Raw genomic sequence first — 19,660 nt, forward strand, 5'->3', positions numbered from 1 at the left:
AGGGCGATGGAACAAGATGTCGTCGTGGTCGGCCTCGCCTGCCGATACGCGAACGCGCGCGATTCCGGCGAGTTCTGGCGGACGTTAGCGACCGGACACTCCGACATCGCGGAAGTCGGCCCCGATCAATGGGATCGGGAGCGCTTCTTCGCGCCGGGCGACCGCAACCCCGGGAAGATCAACACGAAATGGCTTGGCAAGCTGGCCGGAGCGCGCTACTTCGACAACGCGTTCTTCAACCTGTCCCCGCGCGAGGCCGTTGCCATCGATCCGCAGCATCGACTGCTGCTGGAGGAGACGTGGCACTGCGTCGAGGACTCCGGGCTGCCGATCGACCTGCTGCAGTCGGGCCGTACCTCGGTGAACGTCGGGCTGATGGCGCAGGACTACCTGATCAAGGTGATCTCCAACAACAAGCAGGTCGACGCCTTCGACCCCACCGGCAACTACGCGTGCATCGCGGCCAACCGAATCTCGTTCCTGCTCAACTTGACCGGGCCGAGTCGGACCGTCGACACCGCCTGCTCCGCCTCGCTGGTCGCGCTGGCGCAGGGCCGGGCCGACCTGCTCACCGAGGACTGCGATTTCGCGCTGGTCGGCGGGGTGAACGTGATCTGCTCGCCGTGGCGGTATCTGGCGTTCTCGCAGTCGCGGATGCTCAGCCCCGACGGACGGTGCTTCACCTTCGATCGGCGCGCCAACGGTTATGTGCCAGGGGAGGGCGTCGGCGTCGTACTGCTGACTACGCGCGCGAAGGCGGAGCGCCTCGGCTGCCACATCTACGGTGTGCTGCGCGGCATCGCCACCAACCACAACGGGCACAACCGAGGCCTCACCGCGCCGAGCGTCGCTGCCCAGGCGGACGTGATCAACCGCGCGCTGGCCGCCGCGGGTGTCGAACCGTCCGCGGTGAGCTATGTGGAGGCGCACGGGACCGGCACCAGTCTCGGCGATCCCATCGAAATCGAAGCGCTGAACAGCGTGTACGGCCGGGACCGCGGCACGCCGCTCGCCGTCGGCTCGGTGAAGACGAACATCGGCCATGTCGAGGCGGGTGCGGGGATGGCCGGGCTGATCAAGGTCCTGCTGATGCTGCGGCACGGTCGCATCGCGCCGACATTGAACATGGAGATCCATAATCCGCTGCTGCACGCCGTCGGTGCGACTATTCGGTTCCCGAATGCCCTCGTCGACTGGCCCGGCGAGCCCGGCCCGCGTACCGCGGGGATCAGCTCGTTCGGCTTCGGTGGTGTCAATTGCCATGCGGTAGTGCAGGAATACGAGGCGCCGGTCGGCCGTCGTACCCCGGCGTCGCGACGCGGACCGGCGGTCTTTACGGTGGCGGCGAAATCGCCTGACGCACTGCGTAAGACGCTCGCCGCGTGGGCGGACGAACCGCGCTGGGCCGAACCGGAATTCGTGCCGCAGCTGTGTCATGCGGCGAACCAGCGGCTGCTGAGCCTGCCCTACCGGCTCGGGGTCGCGGCGGACGGCATCGCGGATCTGCTCGCAGCGGTACGGCGGGGCGAGCTGAGCGCCGTCCGTCAGGTGGCGGGGCCGCCAGAGCCGATGGTAGTGCTCGCGCCGCACGATTCGGCAAGTGCCGCAGCGCGTCTCAGCACCGTGTCCGACTCCGTCGCCGGTCGAGAACTGCGCGCGCTGATCGCCGACCGGGACGGTGAGACCATCGCGGACGGCCGCCTCACCCGGTTCGTGGCGCACCTCGACGGGCTTGCCGAGCTGGGTCGGCGCCGGGTGGCGATCACCGAGGTGGTCGCGCTCGACGCGGTCGGCGCGGCGGCGGCGCTGGTACACGCGCAGGCGATCCCGATGGAGGAGGCGGTCGGTGCCCTGCTCGTCGACGATCCACCGGTGCTACAGACGCCACCGCGGCACACCGTGCTGATCGGCGGGGAATGCCTGCTGCCCAACGAGATCGACGCGGACTACCTGCGTGAGCTGGTGACCGGCTGTGCGAGCACCCTGACCGAGGTCACGCCCTACATCACGCAGGCGGCGCTGCTGCTCGACCACCAGCACACCTTCGCGAGGGCGCTCGGCCGGTGGGAGCAGTTGCTGTCCGCCCGCAGCTTTTCGGTGGTCGACGCGATCCGCCGGTTCGCCGAGGTGGCGCCGGAACTCACGCCGGAACAGCTCGCGGTGCTCGCGCTTGCGGTGAATGTCGCGGCAGGCGAGATCGACCGCGCGTGGGGATTGACGCCGCCGGGGTGGCTGCCGCCCGCGACCGCGGAGCTGGCCGTGCTGATCTGTGACGGCATCGTGGACCGAAGTGATGCCGTGGCAGCGCTATTCGGGGATGCGGAGTTGACGGAGCTGGCGGAGAGTGCGCGCGGTCGAGCGGTGGTGCGATCGACGCGGCTCACCCGGTTCGGCGCGCTGACGAAGCGAACCGAGGAGGCCTATGCCGGGCGCAGGCTGGAGCTTCCGGCCCCGGATGCCGACGTTGCGGCCGCCGTCGCCGCGCTCGCCGAGCGGTCTTCGGCGGTGGTCGTCCTAGGGCCATGGGATGTCGAGCCAGCGCTCGACTTCGTGCACATCGCAGACGGCGAACCACGCACTATGACGGCCGCGCTCCTCGAATTGTGGTTGCGCGGTTGCGATGTCGATTGGGCCGGGCCGCAACTGGACGAAACGCCTCGACTGCCGGGACTGCCCGGTTATGTGTTCGACCAGCATTCTTTCTGGCACGAGGACACTGATCTCCGCATCGACGGTCAGGTGCCGATGGTGGATCCGACGACTCGGTCAGCGGTGGACGTGACCACGCTGCCGGTATGCGACGCGACTTCGTCGGCCGGGCAATCCACCACCCCGTCACTCCAGCGAATGTCGGAATCGAACGGTGACGGTTCGGCTGAAAGTCCCGATTTTGGCCAGGCATTCGCAGAAAAAACCGTGGTGGAGCCGGTTTCGGCGAATGCCCACGAAGCGGAGTTCGGTGCGCGCCTGGAAGGACTCCTCATCGATCTGATCGCCGAAGCAACCCGCTCGCCCCGCGAGAAGCTGCGCATAGCCACGGCATTCGCGGATATCGGCATCGATTCGCTGATCATCCACACCCTCAACCTGCAACTCTCCGAACGCTTCGGCGACATCGCCGCCACTCTCTTCTTCGAATGCCGCAACATCGGCGAGGTCGCCCGCCGAATCGAGCGCGACTACGCCGAGGGCGTCCACACATACTTCGGCTCGGCATCCGCACCGGTGCCCGTGGCTGGAGCGGCGCTCGCACCGGTGCCCTCGCTTGGCCCCGCAGTGGCAGCGGCCAACCGGCGTGGGACCGTGCAGTCTGGTCCGGCGGCAGCACCGGCAGCGCCGCACGCACCCGGAGCGGCACCCGCGTCCGGGCCGTCACCCATCTCAGTGCCTGGAACTGCACCAACACGGGTGCCCGCAACGCTCTCCGCGCTCGCAGTGCCACCCGAACTCGTACCTCCCGCCGCAACACTGGCCGCCAGGCCCGCACCTGAACCGGCGTCTAGAGTTGCCGCGCCTCCGGCCGAGCGGCCCGTTGTGCGGCAGCGGATTCGGCGGGAGTCGACTGAAGACGGTATTGCCGTGGTCGGGTTCGACGCTAGATTCCCTGGTGCCGACTCGGTGCCGGAATTCTGGCAGAACCTTTGCGATGGAGTCGATTCTGTTGCCGAGATTCCGCGCGATCGCTGGGACCATGCCGAGTACTTCGATCCGCGGCGCAATGTGCCGGGCAAGGTTTATTCGAAGTGGGGCGGATTCCTGTCCGACGTAGACCTTTTCGACGCGGCGGCGTTCGGCATCGCCCCGGTCGAGGCGGCCTTCATGGACCCGCAGGAACGACTGTTCCTGGAGGCCACGCGCGGGTGCCTGGAGGTCGCGGGCTACTCGCGGGAGCGGCTCGCGGCAGCGCACGACAATGAGGTCGGCGTCTACGTCGGCGCGAGCTTCAACAACTACCAGCTCGTGCAGCACGAAGCGGCCGGCGCTAATTCGTATGTGCCGATCAACTCGCAGACCTATGCGGTGGCCAACCGCGTCTCGTATCTCAACGACTTCCGCGGTCCCAGTCTGACTTTGGACACGGCGTGCTCGTCGTCGTTGTACGCGCTGCACCTGGCGTGTGAAAGCCTGCGCCGTGGCGAATGCTCGCTCGCGGTGGCCGGCGGTGTGAATCTCACTTTGCACCCATCGAAATATCAGATGCTGGCGGAGTATCAGTTCCTCTCCTCGGATGGCCGCTGCCGCGCCTTCGGCGAAGGGGGTGACGGGTATGTGCCCGCGGAGGCGGTGGGGGCGTTTCTGCTGAAGCCGTTGGCCGACGCGGTATGTGACGGTGACCGGGTCTACGGCGTGGTCCGGGGGAGTGCGCTCACCCACGGCGGCCGGACCAACGGTTTCACCGTGCCGAGCCCGGCGGCACACACCACGGCCATCGAACGCGCGCTGTGGCAGGCCCGCTGGACGCCGGACACGATCACTTACTTCGAGGCGCACGGCACCGGCACCCGCCTGGGCGATCCGGTCGAAATCGCCGCCATCCGTTCCGCTTTCGAGATGGCGACGCCGCGGCGACAGCAGTGCGCGATCGGCTCGGTCAAATCGAATATCGGTCACGCCGAGGCTGCCGCCGGGGTCGCGCAGCTGGCCAAGGTATTGCTGCAACTGCACAATCGCACCCTGGTCCCCTCGCTATTGCACGCGGAGCGCACGAATCCGGCCATCGATTTCACCAACTCGCCGGTCTACGTCCAACGAACCCTCGAGGACTGGGATCCCGCACGAATGGGGGCACCTGCCACCCCGCGCCGCGCCGGACTGTCCTCGATCGGCGCGGGCGGCACCAATGTTCATGTCCTGATCGAGGAGTACCAGCCATGAATGCACCCGTGCCTCGGTACATCATCGGCGTATCCAGTCGTACCGCAGAAACCCTTGCAGCCCAGGCGAACACCCTCGCCACGTATCTGGACGCGACCGAACGGGATCCCCGTCGAGCGGCATTCGCTACCACCGTGACACTCGCCGCCGTGGCCAAGACTCTGCTGCGACACCGAGATGGGCTCCCGCACCGATTCGCCTTCGTGGCGGCCACGCTGTCCGGCGCGGTCGAGTCCCTTCGCTTCTTCGCCGAACAAGAGGACAGCGGAAACCGACTGAGCGGGAAGGGAATCTATGCGAGCCGAGCCGAGGTGAACCTGTTCGGCGATGGGTCGCCCGCAGACCAAAACTATGTTCGGCAACTGGCCACCGACGGCTCCTATCACCGGCTGGCCGCCCTGTGGTCGGTCGGATTTCCGATCGACTGGAGCATCGTCCACCCGGAACTGGACATGGAGCTACCCGCCTACCTACCGCCGACCCCGTTGTCGCGCCAACGGTTTTGGCCCGCAGCGGCCACTATCGGACACGCGGACCGGCAGGCGCCGCAGCAGCCCGGACAGACTTCCACCGCCTGGGTGTCGACCGATACGCCCGCTACGTTCACTCCCGCGCCTGTCGTCGCCACTCCCGAGGTGGAGGCCGCGACCGCGCCTACCACTGCCACCTCCACGACCGTCGTACCGGCGATCAGCACCGGCGACCTGCGGTCTGAGCTGGCCGATCTGCCGTCGACATTGCGGCGCCAGCTGCTTCGCACGCGGCTCCAGGGGTGGATCGGCGCCGCTCTTGCCTACCCGGAGGGGGAGTTGCCCGCCGTCGACATGGGGTTCTTCGACATCGGTATGACGTCGATCCATCTAGAGGAGGTTCGTGGCCGGATCTCTGCCGCGCTGGGTTTTGCCCCCGAGGAGACGACGGCATTCGACTATCCGACGATTGCCGAGTTCGCCGAGTACCTCGAGCGTTCGCTCGATAGTGAGGTAGCCCAGTCGTTTTCGGCCCAGCAGCTACCCGAGGCTCTCGTCGAGGACAACGCCGATGGCGAGAACGTCCTGACCGCATTGGACGCCGCCACCATCGATGAGCTGTCGCCGGTGGAACTCGAGCGCGTGCTCACCGCGATCCTCTGACGCCCGGCTATTCGATCGAGGAATCCAGATGACACCCGAAGAAGAAAATGCACAGCTCAGAGCATTGCTACGGAAGTCGCTCGCGACGATTCGAGAGCTGAACCGGGAGACGGCCACCGGCGGCGCTGCCGCGGGTCCTGTTGCCATCATCGGCACGGCATGTGAGCTGCCCGGCGGTGTCGATTCACCGGAAGCCTTCTGGGAACTGTTGAACTCCGGAAAGTCCTGTGAGCGTGACGCTCCCGCGAGCGAGTGGCTGCGGAACGTGCACAGTCGGTATTTCGCGCAGCATCCCGCGGCGGCCGCCTACGCGACGGCGAACTATCTCGATCGCGACGTAATGCGTTTCGATCCAAGGCCTTTCAACATCTCGCCGAACGAAGCGCGCGACATGGACCCGACTCAGCGGCTGGCGTTGAAGCTCACCGCGCAGGCACTGGAACGGGCGGGGTACAACCCGTGGCGGATGACGGGCAAGGTCGGCGTCTACTTCGGCGTGATCGGCGGCGAATACGGTGCGCTGGCCCGGAAGTCCGGGGAGCCTGGCCATTACGTGGCGACCGGCACCCTCGACAGCGTCGTGTCCGGGCGCATCAGCCACACCTTCGACTTCGCCGGGCCCGCGCTGTCCATCGACACCGCGTGCTCGTCGTCCCTGGTCGCCCTGCATCTGGCCTGCGCGGGCATCCGCAACGGTGACTGCGACATCGCGGTGGTCGGCGGGGTGAATCTACTGCTGGACCCGTCGGTGGTGGGTGCGCTGGCGGGATTCGGCGCGCTGTCGCTGGATGGCCGCTGCCACCCGTTCACCGGGGACGGCCAGGGGTACGGGCGTGGCGAAGGCGGTGCCGTCGTAGTGCTGAAGCGGTTGTCCGACGCGAACAACGATCGCGACGGCGTACTCGCGGTGGTGCGCGCCACCGCCGTCAATCACGACGGCAGGTGCAGCGGTCTGACGGTGCCGAACGGACGAGCGCAGCGACACTTGCTGACCGAGGCGTTACGCAAGGCTGGCCTGCGCGGATCGGAGGTCGACTATCTCGAAACCCACGGAACCGGAACACCATTGGGTGATCCGATCGAGATGACGGCGGCCAGCGCGGCCTACTGCCAGGATCGTCCGGTGGACCGGCCACTGATCGTCGGATCGAACAAAGCCCAGATCGGCCATCTGGAGGCCGCTTCGGGACTGACTTCACTACTCAAAGTGGTTTTGGTGCTGCAACATCGCCGCATCCCGGCCCAACCCGGATACGACGCGCTCAGCCACCCGAGCGACTTCGACAAGCTGGGATTGCGCGTCCCCAACGCGCAGCTAGACGTCCCCGGACGCGAATTGATCGCCGCGGTCAGCTCATTCGGATTCAGCGGAACCAACGCGCACGCGGTGATCGGCAGCCCCGAGGAGCGGCCACGCACCGCGAGCACCGAGCGACGCACGCACGCCCTGCTCCTCGGTACCCGCTCCGCGAACACTTTGGCGACCACCATCGAAGACGCGGTGCGATACCTCCGAACCACGCCCGACGCGAACGCCGAGGACGTGTGCTTCACCTACGCCACCGGCCGCGCGCACGGCCCCTATCGGAGCTACGTAACGGGCACGAATCGCGCCGAATTGCTCGACGCACTCGAAACCCTTTCCGCTACGCCCCATTTCACGACCCGATCGGTGCTGACCCGAACCGGCCCGCTGAAGCCGGTCTTCATCGTGTCGGGACTGATTCCGCGGCAACCGGATTCGCGAGCGGATAGCTGGCATCGCTCGTTCAGCGGATTCCGCGACGGTTTCGACGCCGTCGCCGCCGCATGGACGACACATCGCGGCACGCCACTGCCGAGGGGAACCCGCGCCGACCGCCCGGTGACGGCGGCGTGCCACCAACTGGCCGTGCTGTGCGGCCTGATCCGGATGTGGCGCGGCTTCGGCATCGAGCCCGAGATCTGGTGCCCCGACGGCATCGGCATGTACGCGACGGCTATCGAAACCGGTGCGCGCAGCGCGGATTGCCTCGTCGGCGAATTGATCGACCTGTTCGCCGCGGCGGGAGACGAGCCGGGCCTGCTGACGCCGACCGGTGTTGCCGCCCTGCGGATACCGGAAGGGACCGGCCCGGCAACGCGAGAGCCCGCGCAGGCATTCCGTTTCGAAGCCGCCGTGATCTGCCCGGCCACCGGCGAATTCCTCAGCCCACGCACGGCATTGGATCCCGACTACTGGCGGCAAGCCGCACAAGCAACACCCGATCTCGCTCGCACCGCGCGTCTCTGTGTCGGCCATGAAGCGCGCGTGGCCGTGGTGCTCGGCCTCGAATCGACACCGACTCGACCGATGGCCGACGCACTCTCCGTGGTCGAACTCGCTTCGGACGCCGACGCGCTGCTGGCAGCCCTGGTCCGCCTGTATGAGCTGGGCGCGGAGGTCGACTGGGCAGCCTGGTACGAAGGCACCGGGGCTCAGCGAGTCCAGGTGCCAACCTCGGCTTACGAGGAGTCCGTCTACGTCCTGGAGTCGCTGCGGGAGGAGCCAACCGCGGTACCTCTCGGCGACCCACTGGAACCCCGCACCCATCCCGCACCGGGCGACAGCTCCGAGCTGGACTTCGTACTCGCGAACAGCGTGCTCCCGCTGGCCGACACCCACAACATCGTGCACATCGGGTATTTCGTCGAGATGCTGCTCCGCGCGACCGACCGGCTCGCCCCCGATGCTCGCTTCGACATCGCGGAGATGACCTTCAGCGCCGCGCTCATCGTGGCGGACACGCCGGTTTCGGTGCGGTTGACTTTCGACGACATCGACTCCGCCACACCACGGTTCGACTTCTATTCGCTAGTCGACTCGGAGGCGAACCGCTGGCGGAATCATGTCTCCGGAGTACTGGCGAAGCGTTCTGACCCGCCAGCGGTCTTCGCCGAAATCGCTGGCGCGTCAGTCGGATCCGATACCGCATACACCGGCCCCGAGTTCTATGCCGCCATGCACGACCGCGGTCTGCGGCTGGGGCCGAGCGTTCGTGCGGTTGGCGCCGTGCGCCGCCACGGCACCGTCGCCATCGCCGATATCGATTCCGCGCATGCCATCCGTACGGAGCGCGCGGCGACCCGCGTCGCCCCCGGCATCCTCGACGCGTGCGCCCAGGTCTTCCACGTCCTCATGCCGGACGTCGTGCCGGCGGGCGCCGCGTTCATGGTCGAACGGATGGCGGGTCTGATCGTGCGACCCGGCGAACCGGTGGCGCCGCACACCATTCGGGTCGACGGCGTCGAGCTCGCCCCCGACGGCAAGAGCGTGATCGGCCGGTTCGCCCTACTGGACGCGGACGCGGCCACCATCGTCGAATGCCGAGCCTGCACTGTCCGCTGGATCGACAGTGGCATCGACTCGGTCATCGCGGCCTCGGACGGCTCGGCGGACACGCTGCGCTTGTCATCGGCCGAGATCACCGAGATAAACGCGGCCCACGGGCCTGCGGCTCAGACTCTCCTCGAGGCCGCGATAGGCCGGTTGATCGCCGAACTGACCGGCCTCCCGACCGCCGACCTCAGCTCCGCCGACACGACCGCCGCGCTCGGCATCGACTCTGTCCAGGCGACCCGGCTGTACCGAGCGCTGGAACCGGTCGACCCGCGCCAGCGAGTCGAGCTCGGGGATCTCGTACAGGGCATCGCCATCGCCGAACTGGCCGCCCGACTGCGCTCCGCAACTGCCGCTGAGGAACTCCGCTCGAATGCGAAACCGTATCTTCCACAGCGCAATTCCGCTGCGCCATTCCGGCTCCTCTGCATCCCCTACGGCGGCGGGAGCACCCTTCTGTTCCACGGCTGGCAATCCCTACTGCCCGCCGACATCGAGGTATGCCCGGTCGCATTACCCGGTCGCGGCACCAGACTCGCCGAACCCTTGGTGCCGGACGTCTACCGCATCGTGCACGAACTGACCGACGAGGTACTGCGCTCCGGCGACGTACCGTTCGCACTCTACGGCCACAGCGCGGGCGGATTGATCAGCTACCTCCTGGCCCTCAACCTGCGCGACCGCGGCCACCCCGGACCACGGCACCTGTATATCGGCGCGTTCAGCAGCCCTGACCACACCGGAAACCCCTTCTACCTGGCATGCCGGGAAGAGCTACGGCAGGCAGGCTACCCAGACCTGCCGAGTGACAACGAGATCCGCGACCTCACCGAGCCGCAACTCGAAAACCTCGCCGCCCTACTGCGTTTCCCCGCCGCCGACGCCGACGCGGCATTCCTGCGGATGGCATTGCCCATCCTGGCCAACGACATCCGCATGGTCGGCAGCTTCCGCCAGGCCGAAGCGAAGGCCCTCGAGGTGCCGATCACCGCCCTGCACGGCCGCAACGACGATCGCGTCACGGAAGCGAACATGCGGGACTGGTCCGCCTGGACATCCGCCGAGTTCGACCTGCACGTCCTCGACGGCGACCACTTCTTCCTGCACCCCGAACAATGCCGAGGGGACGTGCTGGACATTCTCGCGAGGGGCGCCCGATGAACGGATCCAGCACCACCCCAACGCAATACGAAGCGATCATCGTCGGCGCGGGCCCGGTCGGCCTCTTCACCGCCGTACTGCTCGGCCAATACGGCGTGCACACGCTGGTGGTGGAACGCCGACAGCAGATGTACACCTACCCACGCGCGATCGGCATCGATGACGAGACCATGCGCGCCATGCAGGCAACCGGCATCGCGGAAACGCAACTGCCGCAACTGAGGTACTCGCCAACCATCGAATACCTGTCCCCGGCGGGCTATTCGCGCTTTCAGCCGCCCGCCACGCCAGGCCCGTTCGGACATCCATTCCTCGCTACCTTCCTCCAGCCGAGCCTGGAAGCAGGTCTGCGTACCCGATTGGCCGAATTGCCCACGGTCGAACTGCGCGAGGGCACCGAATTCATCGACTTCGACGAGGCGGGCGGAATCGTCACCCTGATGCGCGACGCCGACGGCCACGAACTGCGCGCGTCCGCCCGATTCCTGCTGGCCTGCGACGGCGGCCGCAGCCGGGTACGCCAGCAACTGGGCGTCGAGCTCCTCGGCGACACCCAGCAGGAGAAGTGGCTGGTGGTCGACGTGCGTGACGACGACGTCCTCGCGGCGGCCATGCGCGACCGCCATCAGGACACCGCCGACCAACCCATGGTGTCGATCTCCCTCCCCGCGGGATTGCGCCGCATCGAATGCCGGCTCGGGGCGGCGGAACGAGCCGAAACCGTTGGCCAAGAATATATTCAGGAGGCACTGCGACCACTGGTCGCCGATCACCCGGTCGACGTCGTGCGGGCCGCGGTATACGAACGCTACTTCCGGCACGCCGGACAGCTACGCCACGGAAACGTCTTCCTGCTCGGCGACGCCGCGCACCTCGTTCCGCCCTACGGCGGCCAAGGCCTGTGCTCCGGTGTTCGCGACGCGATCAACCTCGCCTGGAAGATCGCCTTCGTGCTGCAGGACCGCCTGCCCGCCGACATCCTGGACAGCTACGACACCGAACGCGGCGGCCACCTCACCCGCACCGTGGCTTTCGTGCGGCACCTCGCCCGCCGGATCGAGGGGGACAGCGGCGAGGCCCCGGACGCGCTCGAACTGTCGGTAGCAGACCAGCGTCGCGCCAAACCCGCACCCGAATACGACATCGGCTTCTTCGACGAAAAGGCCGGCGGCGGAAAGATGTTCCCGCAGCCTGTGGTTCTGCACGAGGGCATCACCCAACCGTTGGACGATCTCCTCGGCCACGGCTTCGCGGTACTGGCACGAACCCATAGCCGCATCTCCGCCATCGGCTGGCGCGCGCTGCTCGGTGCTGACACGGTGGTCGCCCAGGTACGCGCACACGGGGAACCGAGTAAACCCGGGGTGCTCGTGCTCGACGACGCCACCGGCGATCTGGTGCGCGCCATCGGCGCCGCCGATTTCGTGGTGCTGCGGCCGGACCGATTCGTGTTCGCCGCGTACCGCGACGCCATGGCCCCTCGGATCGCCGAATGCCTGTCGGCGTGGCAGTTGTCCCGTGGTGGTGCCCGGTGATCGAAAGCCGAAACGGCACAGGGCAGGTCGACGTCCTCATCGTGGGCGCGGGCCCGGTCGGACTTACCATGGCCTTGGCGTTGGCGGGCAATGGCGTGCGATTCCGCATCGTCGACAAGCTCGACCACTGGTCGGAGCTGAGCAAGGCGATGACGCTGACACCACGGACGCTCGAATGCTTCCGGATGCTCGGCGTCGCCGACCGTTTCCTCGAGGAGGGCATCCTCTCCCGTCGCATCCATCACTACACCGAGCGACGAAACCCCATCGCGGTCACCGATCTGGCCGGACTCGACGGCGAGTTCCACGGTGTGCTGCACCTGAGCCAGCGCCGAACGATCGAAATCCTCACCGCCGCAATGGCCGAACGCGGCATCCTCGTTGAACGTGGCCTTGCCCTCACAGAGGTCGCGCAGTCGGGGGCAGCCCATGTCTGCACCCTCACCGCGGCCGACGGCACCCGCACGACGGTCGAAGCACGCTATGTGGTGGGCGCCGACGGCAGCCGGAGCCGGGTGCGTGAGGTGATCGGCACGCCCTTCGACGGCGCGGAACAGTCGGAGACCTTCATCATGGCCGACATCGAAATGGCCGGTTTCCCATATCATCCCGAGGATCGGCACGCGTTCTATCTGGATGAAGGCACCTTCTTCACCATCCTGCCGATCGACGGACGCTACTTCCGCCTGATCTCCACGTCGCGCACCGCCGCCGCGGCAGTCGACGAGGAATTCATCCTGCGCCGATTCGACGAGCTGCTGCGCACCGTCGGCCTCGCGCACGTGAAACTCGGCGAACCGTTCTGGCTCACCCGCTTCAATCCACGCCAATATCTGGCCGAACGCCTACAGGTGGGCGGCATCTTCCTCGTCGGCGACGCCGCCCACGTCCAAAGCCCGATCGGCGCACAGGGATTGAATACCGGCATCCAGGACTCGATGAACCTGGCCTGGAAGCTCGGCAGCACGCTGCGCCACGGCGGCACCGCGATATTGCGCAGCTATCACGACGAACGGCATCCGGTGGCCATGGGTCTGTTCGCCTACAACAACATGCTCAGCGAGCGCATCTTCGGCCGCAATCGCCTCAAGCGGCGGTTGCTGCGCTATCAGAACTATCTACTCCGCCTACCCAAGTTCCATGCCGAAGAACTCGCGAAGGTCAGCCAGTACCGCGTCGGCTACCCCGCGGGCGGCCTTTTCGCACGCCCCGCACCGGGCAGCACACCGGGCGGGCCTCGGGTGCGCGTGGGAGAACGCATGCCGCACTGCGCCTTCGAGACCGCGAACGGTGACCCGCTGCGGCTCCTGGCCGAACTGGGCGGTTACCGGCACGTGCTGCTCATCTTCGCCGGTGAGGACACCGTCCCACCGGAAGCGTGCACGACCCAGGCCGAGCACGGGACGCTCAGCTATGTCGTCTACGACCGGCCGTCGCCACGACAGAAGTACCGGCGACCGCACGGCGGCAACGTACTGTTCGACGTTTCGGGACGATGGCGCGCACAGCTGGGGGTGCCGCCATACACCGGCGTGCTGATCCGCCCCGACGGCTACGTGGCGGCGGTATTCCGGCACGGCGACCATCGAACGCTCGAGGCCTATTGGGACCTACTCACATCGCACACCGAGGACGGACAATGAAGGCACTGCGTTTCGACCAGATCGGTTCCCTCGATGCCTTGTTCTTGGCCGAAGTGCCTCGGCCGCAAGCGGTCTCGGGTGAGGTCGTCGTGCGCATCCACGCCGCGGGCGTCAACCCGAGCGACTTCAAGAATGTACTCGGCAAGTTCCCGTACACGACCGTGCCGCGCACCCCGGGCCGTGACTTCGCCGGTGTCATCGTGGCGGGCCCGGCCGGGCTGATCGGCCAGGAAGTGTGGGGCAGCGGCCGCGAACTCGGGTTCGTCCGCGACGGCTCGCACGCGGAATACCTGGCGCTGCCCGCGGCCGGTGCCGCACGGAAACCCACCAGCCTGTCCTTCGCCGAGGCCGCCGCCTCCGGTGTGCCCTACCTGACCGCGTGGGAGGCCGTCGAACGGATCGGCGTCGGCGCGGGCACCCGCCTGGTTCTCATCGGCATGGGTTCGGTCGGCACGGCCGCCTACCTGCTCGCCACCGCGCGCGGTGGCGATGTCGTTGCCGGCGTACGCCGTTCGGAACATGCAGCGGAATTGCGCGCCCAAGGTATCGAGGCGATCGTGCTGGACGACACCGAGAAGTTCGCCGCACAGGTCCGTGACCGCTTCGGCGACGGCGCCCAGGCGGTATTCGACACCACCGGCTTCTGGCTGCCCGCGGCGATCACCGCGCTCGGCGCCGGCGGTCACATCGCGGTGATCGCCGCACCCGCCGACGGTCACGAGCGAGTGCCGGTGCTCGACCTCTACCGCCGCGGCGGCACCCTCGTCGGCGTCAACTCGGCCAGGCACGACACCATTACCAGCGCCGCCTCGCTCAACAGCCTCAGCGAGCTGTTCGACTCGGGTGCCCTGCCTGCGCCGACCGGCATCGTCGCCCGGCCGCTGGACCAGGCGATCGAGACCTATCGCGAGTTGGCGGCGGGGGCGAACGACAAGTTCGTCTTCACCGAACTCGGCGACTGAGCGCCGAACGATGCCTGTCTTCGTCTTCCCCGGCCAAGGTTCGCAGTTCCCCGGCATGGGCAAGGGACTGTTCGACGAGTTTCCCGATCTCGTGCGCGAGGCCGACGCGGTCCTCGGCTACTCGGTGCGCGACGTGTGCACGGAGGCAGGCGGCGCGCGCCTGGCCATGACCCGGTACGCCCAGCCCGCCATCTACACCGTGAATGTCTTGACCTACTTACGTTTTCAACGTAAGGCGGTATTGCCTCCGTCGTATCTGCTCGGCCACAGCCTGGGCGAGTACTGCGCGCTGTTCGCGGCGGGCGCGTTCGACTTCGCCACCGGGCTCGAAATCGTGGCCCGGCGCGGCGAATTGATGGGCGACGCCGGCGGTGGCGCGATGGCGGCGGTGGTCGGGCTCACCGCCGAGCGGATCGAGGCCACCGCCGCGGATAGCCCCGGCGGCGGCATCTGGGTGGCGAACCTGAACACACCGGACCAGGTGGTGATCTCCGGCAGCGCCGAGCACATTCGTTCGGCGCGCGACCATTTCCTCGCCGCGGGCGCGGCCCGCTACGTGGTGCTACCGGTGAGCGGCGCCTTCCACTCGCCGCTGATGGCGGCCGCCCGGACCCGATTCGCGGAGGTCCTGGCCGCCGCACCGATCCGCGATCTCCGAATTCCCGTGGTCGCCAACCTGACCGGCGAACTCCACGCCGACGCCGGCCTGCGGGCCTCGCTCGCCGCACAGATCTGCGCGCCGGTCCGCTGGGCCGACAGCATCCGACTGCTGTTGCGCCGCGGCGAGACCCGCTTCATCGAAACCGGCGCCCGCCGCGTGCTCACTCCGATGATCGAAAAGATCGCCGCCTGACCGCGACTACTTGTCGAACTGCGCCCGCTTCCAATCCCCGTACGGCTCGTCGCGTTCCCGCACCGCCTCCCGGAAACCCACAGTGGCCGAACGCAATTGGAAGGCGTAACCCTCGCGGGTGTGCCGGGAGATGCCGTCGAAGACGGTGCTGATCATGCCGGAGTTCGCCACCCCCTGGGCGAGCAGCGCGCTGTTCAACGCCAGCTTCGCCATGACCAACTGGTTGATCGGCATCCGGGCAATGCGTTCGAGCAGCGCCTCGGTGCGTTCATCGAGCTCATCGGCGGGCACGGATTCGACGGCGAGGCCCCATTCCTCGGCCTGCTTGCCGGACAGGCAGTCGCCGGTGAACAGCAGTCGCTTGGCGCGCTGGTCGCCGAGGCGGTGTGCCCACATGCCAGCGGCCGGAATGCCCCAGACCCGGGTGGGCGGGTAGCCGATCTTGGTGTCGTCGGCGCAGATGATCTGGTCGGCGTAGAGCGCGATGTCGGTGCCGCCCGCGACGGCGAACCCGTGCAGCTTGGCGACCGTCGGCTTGTTGGCGTGCAGCAGGCTGGCGAAGCCGCGGTTGAATCGGCTCATCATCGCGTAGTCGACCATCGGGTCCCAGGTACCCGCGGGATTGTGATTGCGGGCCTGGACCTGCGGGTCGAGCACGGTGCCGGTAGGCGACTCCGCGCCGTCCGCCGGTTCCAGTCCGTTCTCGGCGAAGATCGACAGGTCGTAGCCGCCGCAGAAACCTTTTCCGCGCCCGGAAACCACCATCACGTGGACGCGCGGATCGAGATCGGCCCGCTCGACCGCGTGCGCGAGCTCGATAGGAGTGTCAGCGGTGATCGCGTTGCCGCGTTCGGGGCGGTTGAAGGTAATCCGCGCGATCCGGCCGGTGACCTCGTAGGTGAGCGTGCGGTAGCTGGTTTCCGTCGGCGGCAGTGCGCGGTCGGCCCAAGGCGAATCGGGCGCTTCGGTAAGTCCCTCATACCAAGCGGCCGGGCGGGTGCCGGAATGATTCTCGAAGTCTGACAACAGGGTTTCCTGACTATGACGGGGCAAACTCCCCACTAATATTACATACTTGTGTCAATTGACGGAACGCTGTAATACTATTTTCATGCCCACCCACGCGGTAACGAATCAGGTTCCCCCGCTCGTCGACTACGACGCCGCCGAGCAGCCGGTGCTGCTCGAGGCGCTGCACCGCGCGGGCGCCGACCACTCGCTCGACGAGCTGCACGAGATCGGACGGCTGGCAGGCAGCGCCGAAGCCATCGAGCTGGGTGATCTCGCCGAGGCGCATCCACCCACGCTGAAGACGCACGATCGTTACGGCAACCGGATCGACGAGGTCGGCTATGACCCGAGCTATCACCGGTTGATGACGCACGCGGTCGGCTTCGGGTTGCACGGCGCGGTGTGGGCGGACACCCGGCCGAACCCGCACCTGACGCGGGCCGCGAAATTAAGCGTGTGGGGCCCGGTCGACGCGGGCCACGGCTGCCCGATCTCGATGACCTATGCGGTCGTCCCCGCCCTGCGTGCGGCTCCCGAACTCGCCGCGCAGTACGAACCCCTGTTGTGTGCGAAGGAATACGACCCGGTGCTGCGAGCGCCGCTGTCCAAGCGCGGGTTGCTCGCCGGGATGTCGATGACCGAAAAGCAGGGCGGCTCCGACGTTCGAGCCAATACCACCGCCGCCACCCCGATGCCGGACGGAAGTTACCGGATCACCGGGCACAAGTGGTTCACCTCCGCGCCGATGTCGGATGTGTTCCTGGTGCTGGCGCAGGCGCCCGGCGGGCTTTCCTGCTTCTTCGTCCCGCGCGTGCTGCCCGATGGCACCCGCAATACCTTTGCGCTGCAACGGCTCAAGGACAAACTGGGTAATCATTCCAATGCCAGTAGCGAGGTCGAATACGACAACACCCTCGGCTGGCTGGTCGGCGCCGAAGGTCGTGGCGTGCCGACGATTATCGAAATGGTCAACCTCACCCGGCTGGATTGCACTATCGGCACCGCCACCGCGATGCGCACCGGAGTCGCCGCGGCCGCGCACCATGCCGCGCATCGCACGGCTTTCGGTGCGACGCTGGCGGATCAGCCGTTGATGCGCAATGTGCTCGCCGATCTCGCGATCGAAGCGGAGGCGGCGACTACGGTCGCCATGTGGCTGGCCGATCTCACCGATCGGGCGACGGCCGGGGCGGACGGCGCCGACCAGTTGCGCCGAATCTCGTTGGCGGTGAGCAAATATTATGTGTGCAAACGCGGCCCGATCCATGCCGCCGAGGCGTTGGAATGCTTGGGCGGCAACGGTTATGTCGAAGAATCGCGGATGCCGCGGCTCTATCGGGAAGCGCCGTTGATGTCGGTTTGGGAGGGGTCGGGCAATGTCGCCGCGCTCGACACGTTGCGCGCCATGGCCAAACAGCCGGAAACCCTGGGCGCCTTTTTCGACGAAGTCAAACGTGCCTCGGGCGCCGACACGCACCTCGACGCCGCGATCGTCCGGCTGGAACAGCAATTCGGCGACTTCGACACCATCCAGCATCGCGCCCGCCGCATCGTCGGCGATATGGCGCAGGTACTTCAGGCGTCGCTGCTCGTTCGCTACGGCCACCCGGCGGTCGCGGACGCGTTCACCGTCAGCAGGCTCGGCGGCGAACACGGCGACGTTTTCGGCACCTTACCGACAGGTATTGATAGCGCCGCGATCATTCAACGCGCCACACCCAAGACGAGCGACTGAAACCGACCGGCGCAGTTCCCCGATTGCCACTACGCCTCCGAGGTGACGAGCAGCTGCTCCGCGAATGCCATGAATTCGGTTCGGAACGCCGCGTATTCGGCGCGCAGCGGTAGCCCGGGCCAGTCGGCGGGGAGCAGCGGATCGGGCAGCAGCGGGTCGTCGAGAATATGCCGCACCGCCGCTGCCGCCACCTCGAACCGCTCCCGCAACGAGGACGAAGTCGCGAACTCGTGCAGCAGCCGCTGCGCGTCGCGAGCCCAAAGCTGTGGTGCGAAAAGGGTTTCGGCCAGCGCGACCGATGCGTCCATCGGTACCGCGGTGAACACCGAAACGCGCCGACTGGCACCCGGCCCGAGAACGATCTCAATGTTCGCGGGCCGGGTCCACACACCCTCACGCAATTCGCCGAGTTTGCGGGTGCGCATCGTGTCGCGGAAAGCCGTCCGAGCAGCCGCGTCGTCGCCGACGGCCGTCACCACCGCCAGAAACCATTCGCCGTCCCAGGCTTTCACCACGGGACTCACCGCGGCGTCCTGCCTGCGCTGTCGCTCGATCAGCCGATCCGAGAGCCGATACACACCATTCGCGCGTTCCAGATCACCCAGGGCGACCATCCGGGTCAGCGCGACCCGCACGGCCGATTGCCGCAGACCGAGTTCCTCGGCTACCGAAACGATCCAGCTGACCGGTGCCTCCGCTGGATGCGCCCCGAGCAACGCACTCAGAATTGCCGACCGAGCGGTCAGCTTCCGCACGCGCATCGCCACACCCCGTCCTATCCGAGTGACCGCCTGCCGAACTCCGGCGGGCGAACCCGAAATTCTACAGACGAGCGCGCCACGACCCGCCGCGAGACATCGCCCACCCGAAGTCCGCGGTGGCCGGCGGCACCGGCGATCTGCCGGGCCGAGGCACGAATCCCGTGGTAGCGCTAGTTCGCGTTGTTATATGCGGCGACAATGTCGGCGGGGATCCGGCCGCGGGTCGATACGTTGTGCCCGTTCTTCCTGGCCCATTCGCGGATCGCGGCTGTTTGCTCGCGATCGGTCGCGGAAGTCGCTTTGCCGGTGCCTTTACGCTTCGCCCGGCCCGTCTTGCGCGCCTTTTCCGCCCACGGCTCGAGCGTCACCCGCAGCTTGCCCGCGTTCTTGGTGGACAGATCGATCTCGTAGGCCACGCCATCGATCGAAAATTGAACTGTTTCATTCGCTTTCGACTTGCCATCGTAGTCGTCGACCAGGGTGACGGTGACTTTCTTGGCCATGGGATGCGTCCTTCGCGTAGTCACGAGTAATTGCTCGAAATACTAATACCGTATCTTATCGAACTCGGCGAGGAGAAATGTACTGTGGCGTAGAAGTGCAAGACCAAGTGATCGTGCATCCGATACGCTG

11 protein-coding genes are annotated in these 19,660 nt (G+C 67.1%); 8 read left to right on the forward strand and 3 right to left on the reverse strand.

All coding sequences use genetic code 11. The features are described from left to right. Nucleotides 1–6: 6 nt before the first annotated feature. The 7 genes from ACIBCN_RS00950 to fabD are packed head-to-tail and all read left to right on the forward strand — an operon-like array spanning nt 7 to nt 15,520. A complete protein-coding gene (locus ACIBCN_RS00950) occupies nt 7–4,875 on the forward strand; it encodes a beta-ketoacyl synthase N-terminal-like domain-containing protein (protein WP_396989390.1) in 4,869 nt (1,622 codons plus the stop codon). After that, complete coding sequence (locus tag ACIBCN_RS00955; RefSeq protein WP_396989391.1) at nt 4,872–6,008, forward strand: phosphopantetheine-binding protein; 1,137 nt, start codon at nt 4,872–4,874, stop codon at nt 6,006–6,008. Before ACIBCN_RS00950 ends, ACIBCN_RS00955 begins: the two co-directional genes overlap by 4 nt. A gap of 28 nt (nt 6,009–6,036) precedes the next feature. Continuing rightward, a complete protein-coding gene (locus ACIBCN_RS00960; protein WP_396989392.1) occupies nt 6,037–10,527 on the forward strand; it encodes a beta-ketoacyl synthase N-terminal-like domain-containing protein in 4,491 nt (1,496 codons plus the stop codon). Further along, complete coding sequence (locus ACIBCN_RS00965; RefSeq protein ID WP_396989393.1) at nt 10,524–12,062, forward strand: FAD-dependent monooxygenase; 1,539 nt, start codon at nt 10,524–10,526, stop codon at nt 12,060–12,062. Before ACIBCN_RS00960 ends, ACIBCN_RS00965 begins: the two co-directional genes overlap by 4 nt. Next, on the forward strand, nt 12,059–13,705 hold the full coding sequence (locus ACIBCN_RS00970; RefSeq protein ID WP_396989394.1) for an FAD-dependent monooxygenase: 1,647 nt from the start codon (nt 12,059–12,061) through the stop codon (nt 13,703–13,705). The genes ACIBCN_RS00965 and ACIBCN_RS00970 overlap by 4 nt, the downstream gene beginning before the upstream one ends. Further along, nucleotides 13,702–14,667 (forward strand): zinc-binding alcohol dehydrogenase family protein, encoded by a 966-nt coding sequence (locus ACIBCN_RS00975; RefSeq protein WP_396989395.1) that lies wholly within the window; start codon nt 13,702–13,704, stop codon nt 14,665–14,667. The genes ACIBCN_RS00970 and ACIBCN_RS00975 overlap by 4 nt, the downstream gene beginning before the upstream one ends. 10 nt (nt 14,668–14,677) lie before the next feature. Next, the gene (gene fabD / locus ACIBCN_RS00980) at nt 14,678–15,520 is read left to right on the forward strand and encodes an ACP S-malonyltransferase (RefSeq protein WP_396989396.1); all 843 of its coding nucleotides are present in this window, start codon (nt 14,678–14,680) and stop codon (nt 15,518–15,520) included. 6 nt (nt 15,521–15,526) lie between these two features. On the opposite strand, the gene ACIBCN_RS00985 is transcribed toward fabD, so the two are convergent. Next, nucleotides 15,527–16,546, reverse strand: coding sequence for a crotonase/enoyl-CoA hydratase family protein (locus ACIBCN_RS00985; RefSeq protein ID WP_396989397.1), 1,020 nt, complete (start codon nt 16,544–16,546; stop codon nt 15,527–15,529). Nucleotides 16,547–16,631: 85 nt separating this feature from the next. Here ACIBCN_RS00985 and ACIBCN_RS00990 point away from each other — a divergent pair, with 85 nt between their 5' ends. Next, on the forward strand, nt 16,632–18,266 hold the full coding sequence (locus tag ACIBCN_RS00990) for an acyl-CoA dehydrogenase family protein (RefSeq protein ID WP_396989398.1): 1,635 nt from the start codon (nt 16,632–16,634) through the stop codon (nt 18,264–18,266). A 29-nt stretch (nt 18,267–18,295) separates the two neighbouring features. Here ACIBCN_RS00990 and ACIBCN_RS00995 read toward each other — a convergent pair whose 3' ends face one another. Together ACIBCN_RS00995 and ACIBCN_RS01000 are read right to left on the reverse strand one after the other, a co-directional pair. After that, nucleotides 18,296–19,027 carry a PaaX family transcriptional regulator C-terminal domain-containing protein gene (locus tag ACIBCN_RS00995; protein ID WP_396989399.1) on the reverse strand — a complete coding sequence of 244 codons (732 nt, stop codon included), beginning with the start codon at nt 19,025–19,027 and terminating at the stop codon, nt 18,296–18,298. A gap of 170 nt (nt 19,028–19,197) precedes the next feature. After that, the gene (locus ACIBCN_RS01000; RefSeq protein ID WP_396989400.1) at nt 19,198–19,530 is read right to left on the reverse strand and encodes an Lsr2 family protein; all 333 of its coding nucleotides are present in this window, start codon (nt 19,528–19,530) and stop codon (nt 19,198–19,200) included. Nucleotides 19,531–19,660: the final 130 nt, after the last annotated feature.

Origin of the sequence: Nocardia sp. NPDC051052 (assembly GCF_044456045.1) — a bacterium.
Lineage (GTDB): Bacteria > Actinomycetota > Actinomycetes > Mycobacteriales > Mycobacteriaceae > Nocardia.

Bases quoted from the DNA above. Each gene is read 5' to 3' on its own strand.
- ACIBCN_RS00950 (WP_396989390.1), top strand. From the start codon at position 7: ATGGAACAAGATGTCGTCGTGGTCGGCCTCGCCTGCCGATACGCGAAC.
- ACIBCN_RS00955 (WP_396989391.1), top strand. From the start codon at position 4,872: ATGAATGCACCCGTGCCTCGGTACATCATCGGCGTATCCAGTCGTACC.
- ACIBCN_RS00960 (WP_396989392.1), top strand. From the start codon at position 6,037: ATGACACCCGAAGAAGAAAATGCACAGCTCAGAGCATTGCTACGGAAG.
- ACIBCN_RS00965 (WP_396989393.1), top strand. From the start codon at position 10,524: ATGAACGGATCCAGCACCACCCCAACGCAATACGAAGCGATCATCGTC.
- ACIBCN_RS00975 (WP_396989395.1), top strand. From the start codon at position 13,702: ATGAAGGCACTGCGTTTCGACCAGATCGGTTCCCTCGATGCCTTGTTC.
- fabD (WP_396989396.1), top strand. From the start codon at position 14,678: ATGCCTGTCTTCGTCTTCCCCGGCCAAGGTTCGCAGTTCCCCGGCATG.
- ACIBCN_RS00990 (WP_396989398.1), top strand. From the start codon at position 16,632: ATGCCCACCCACGCGGTAACGAATCAGGTTCCCCCGCTCGTCGACTAC.
- ACIBCN_RS00995 (WP_396989399.1), bottom strand. From the start codon at position 19,027: ATGCGCGTGCGGAAGCTGACCGCTCGGTCGGCAATTCTGAGTGCGTTG.
- ACIBCN_RS01000 (WP_396989400.1), bottom strand. From the start codon at position 19,530: ATGGCCAAGAAAGTCACCGTCACCCTGGTCGACGACTACGATGGCAAG.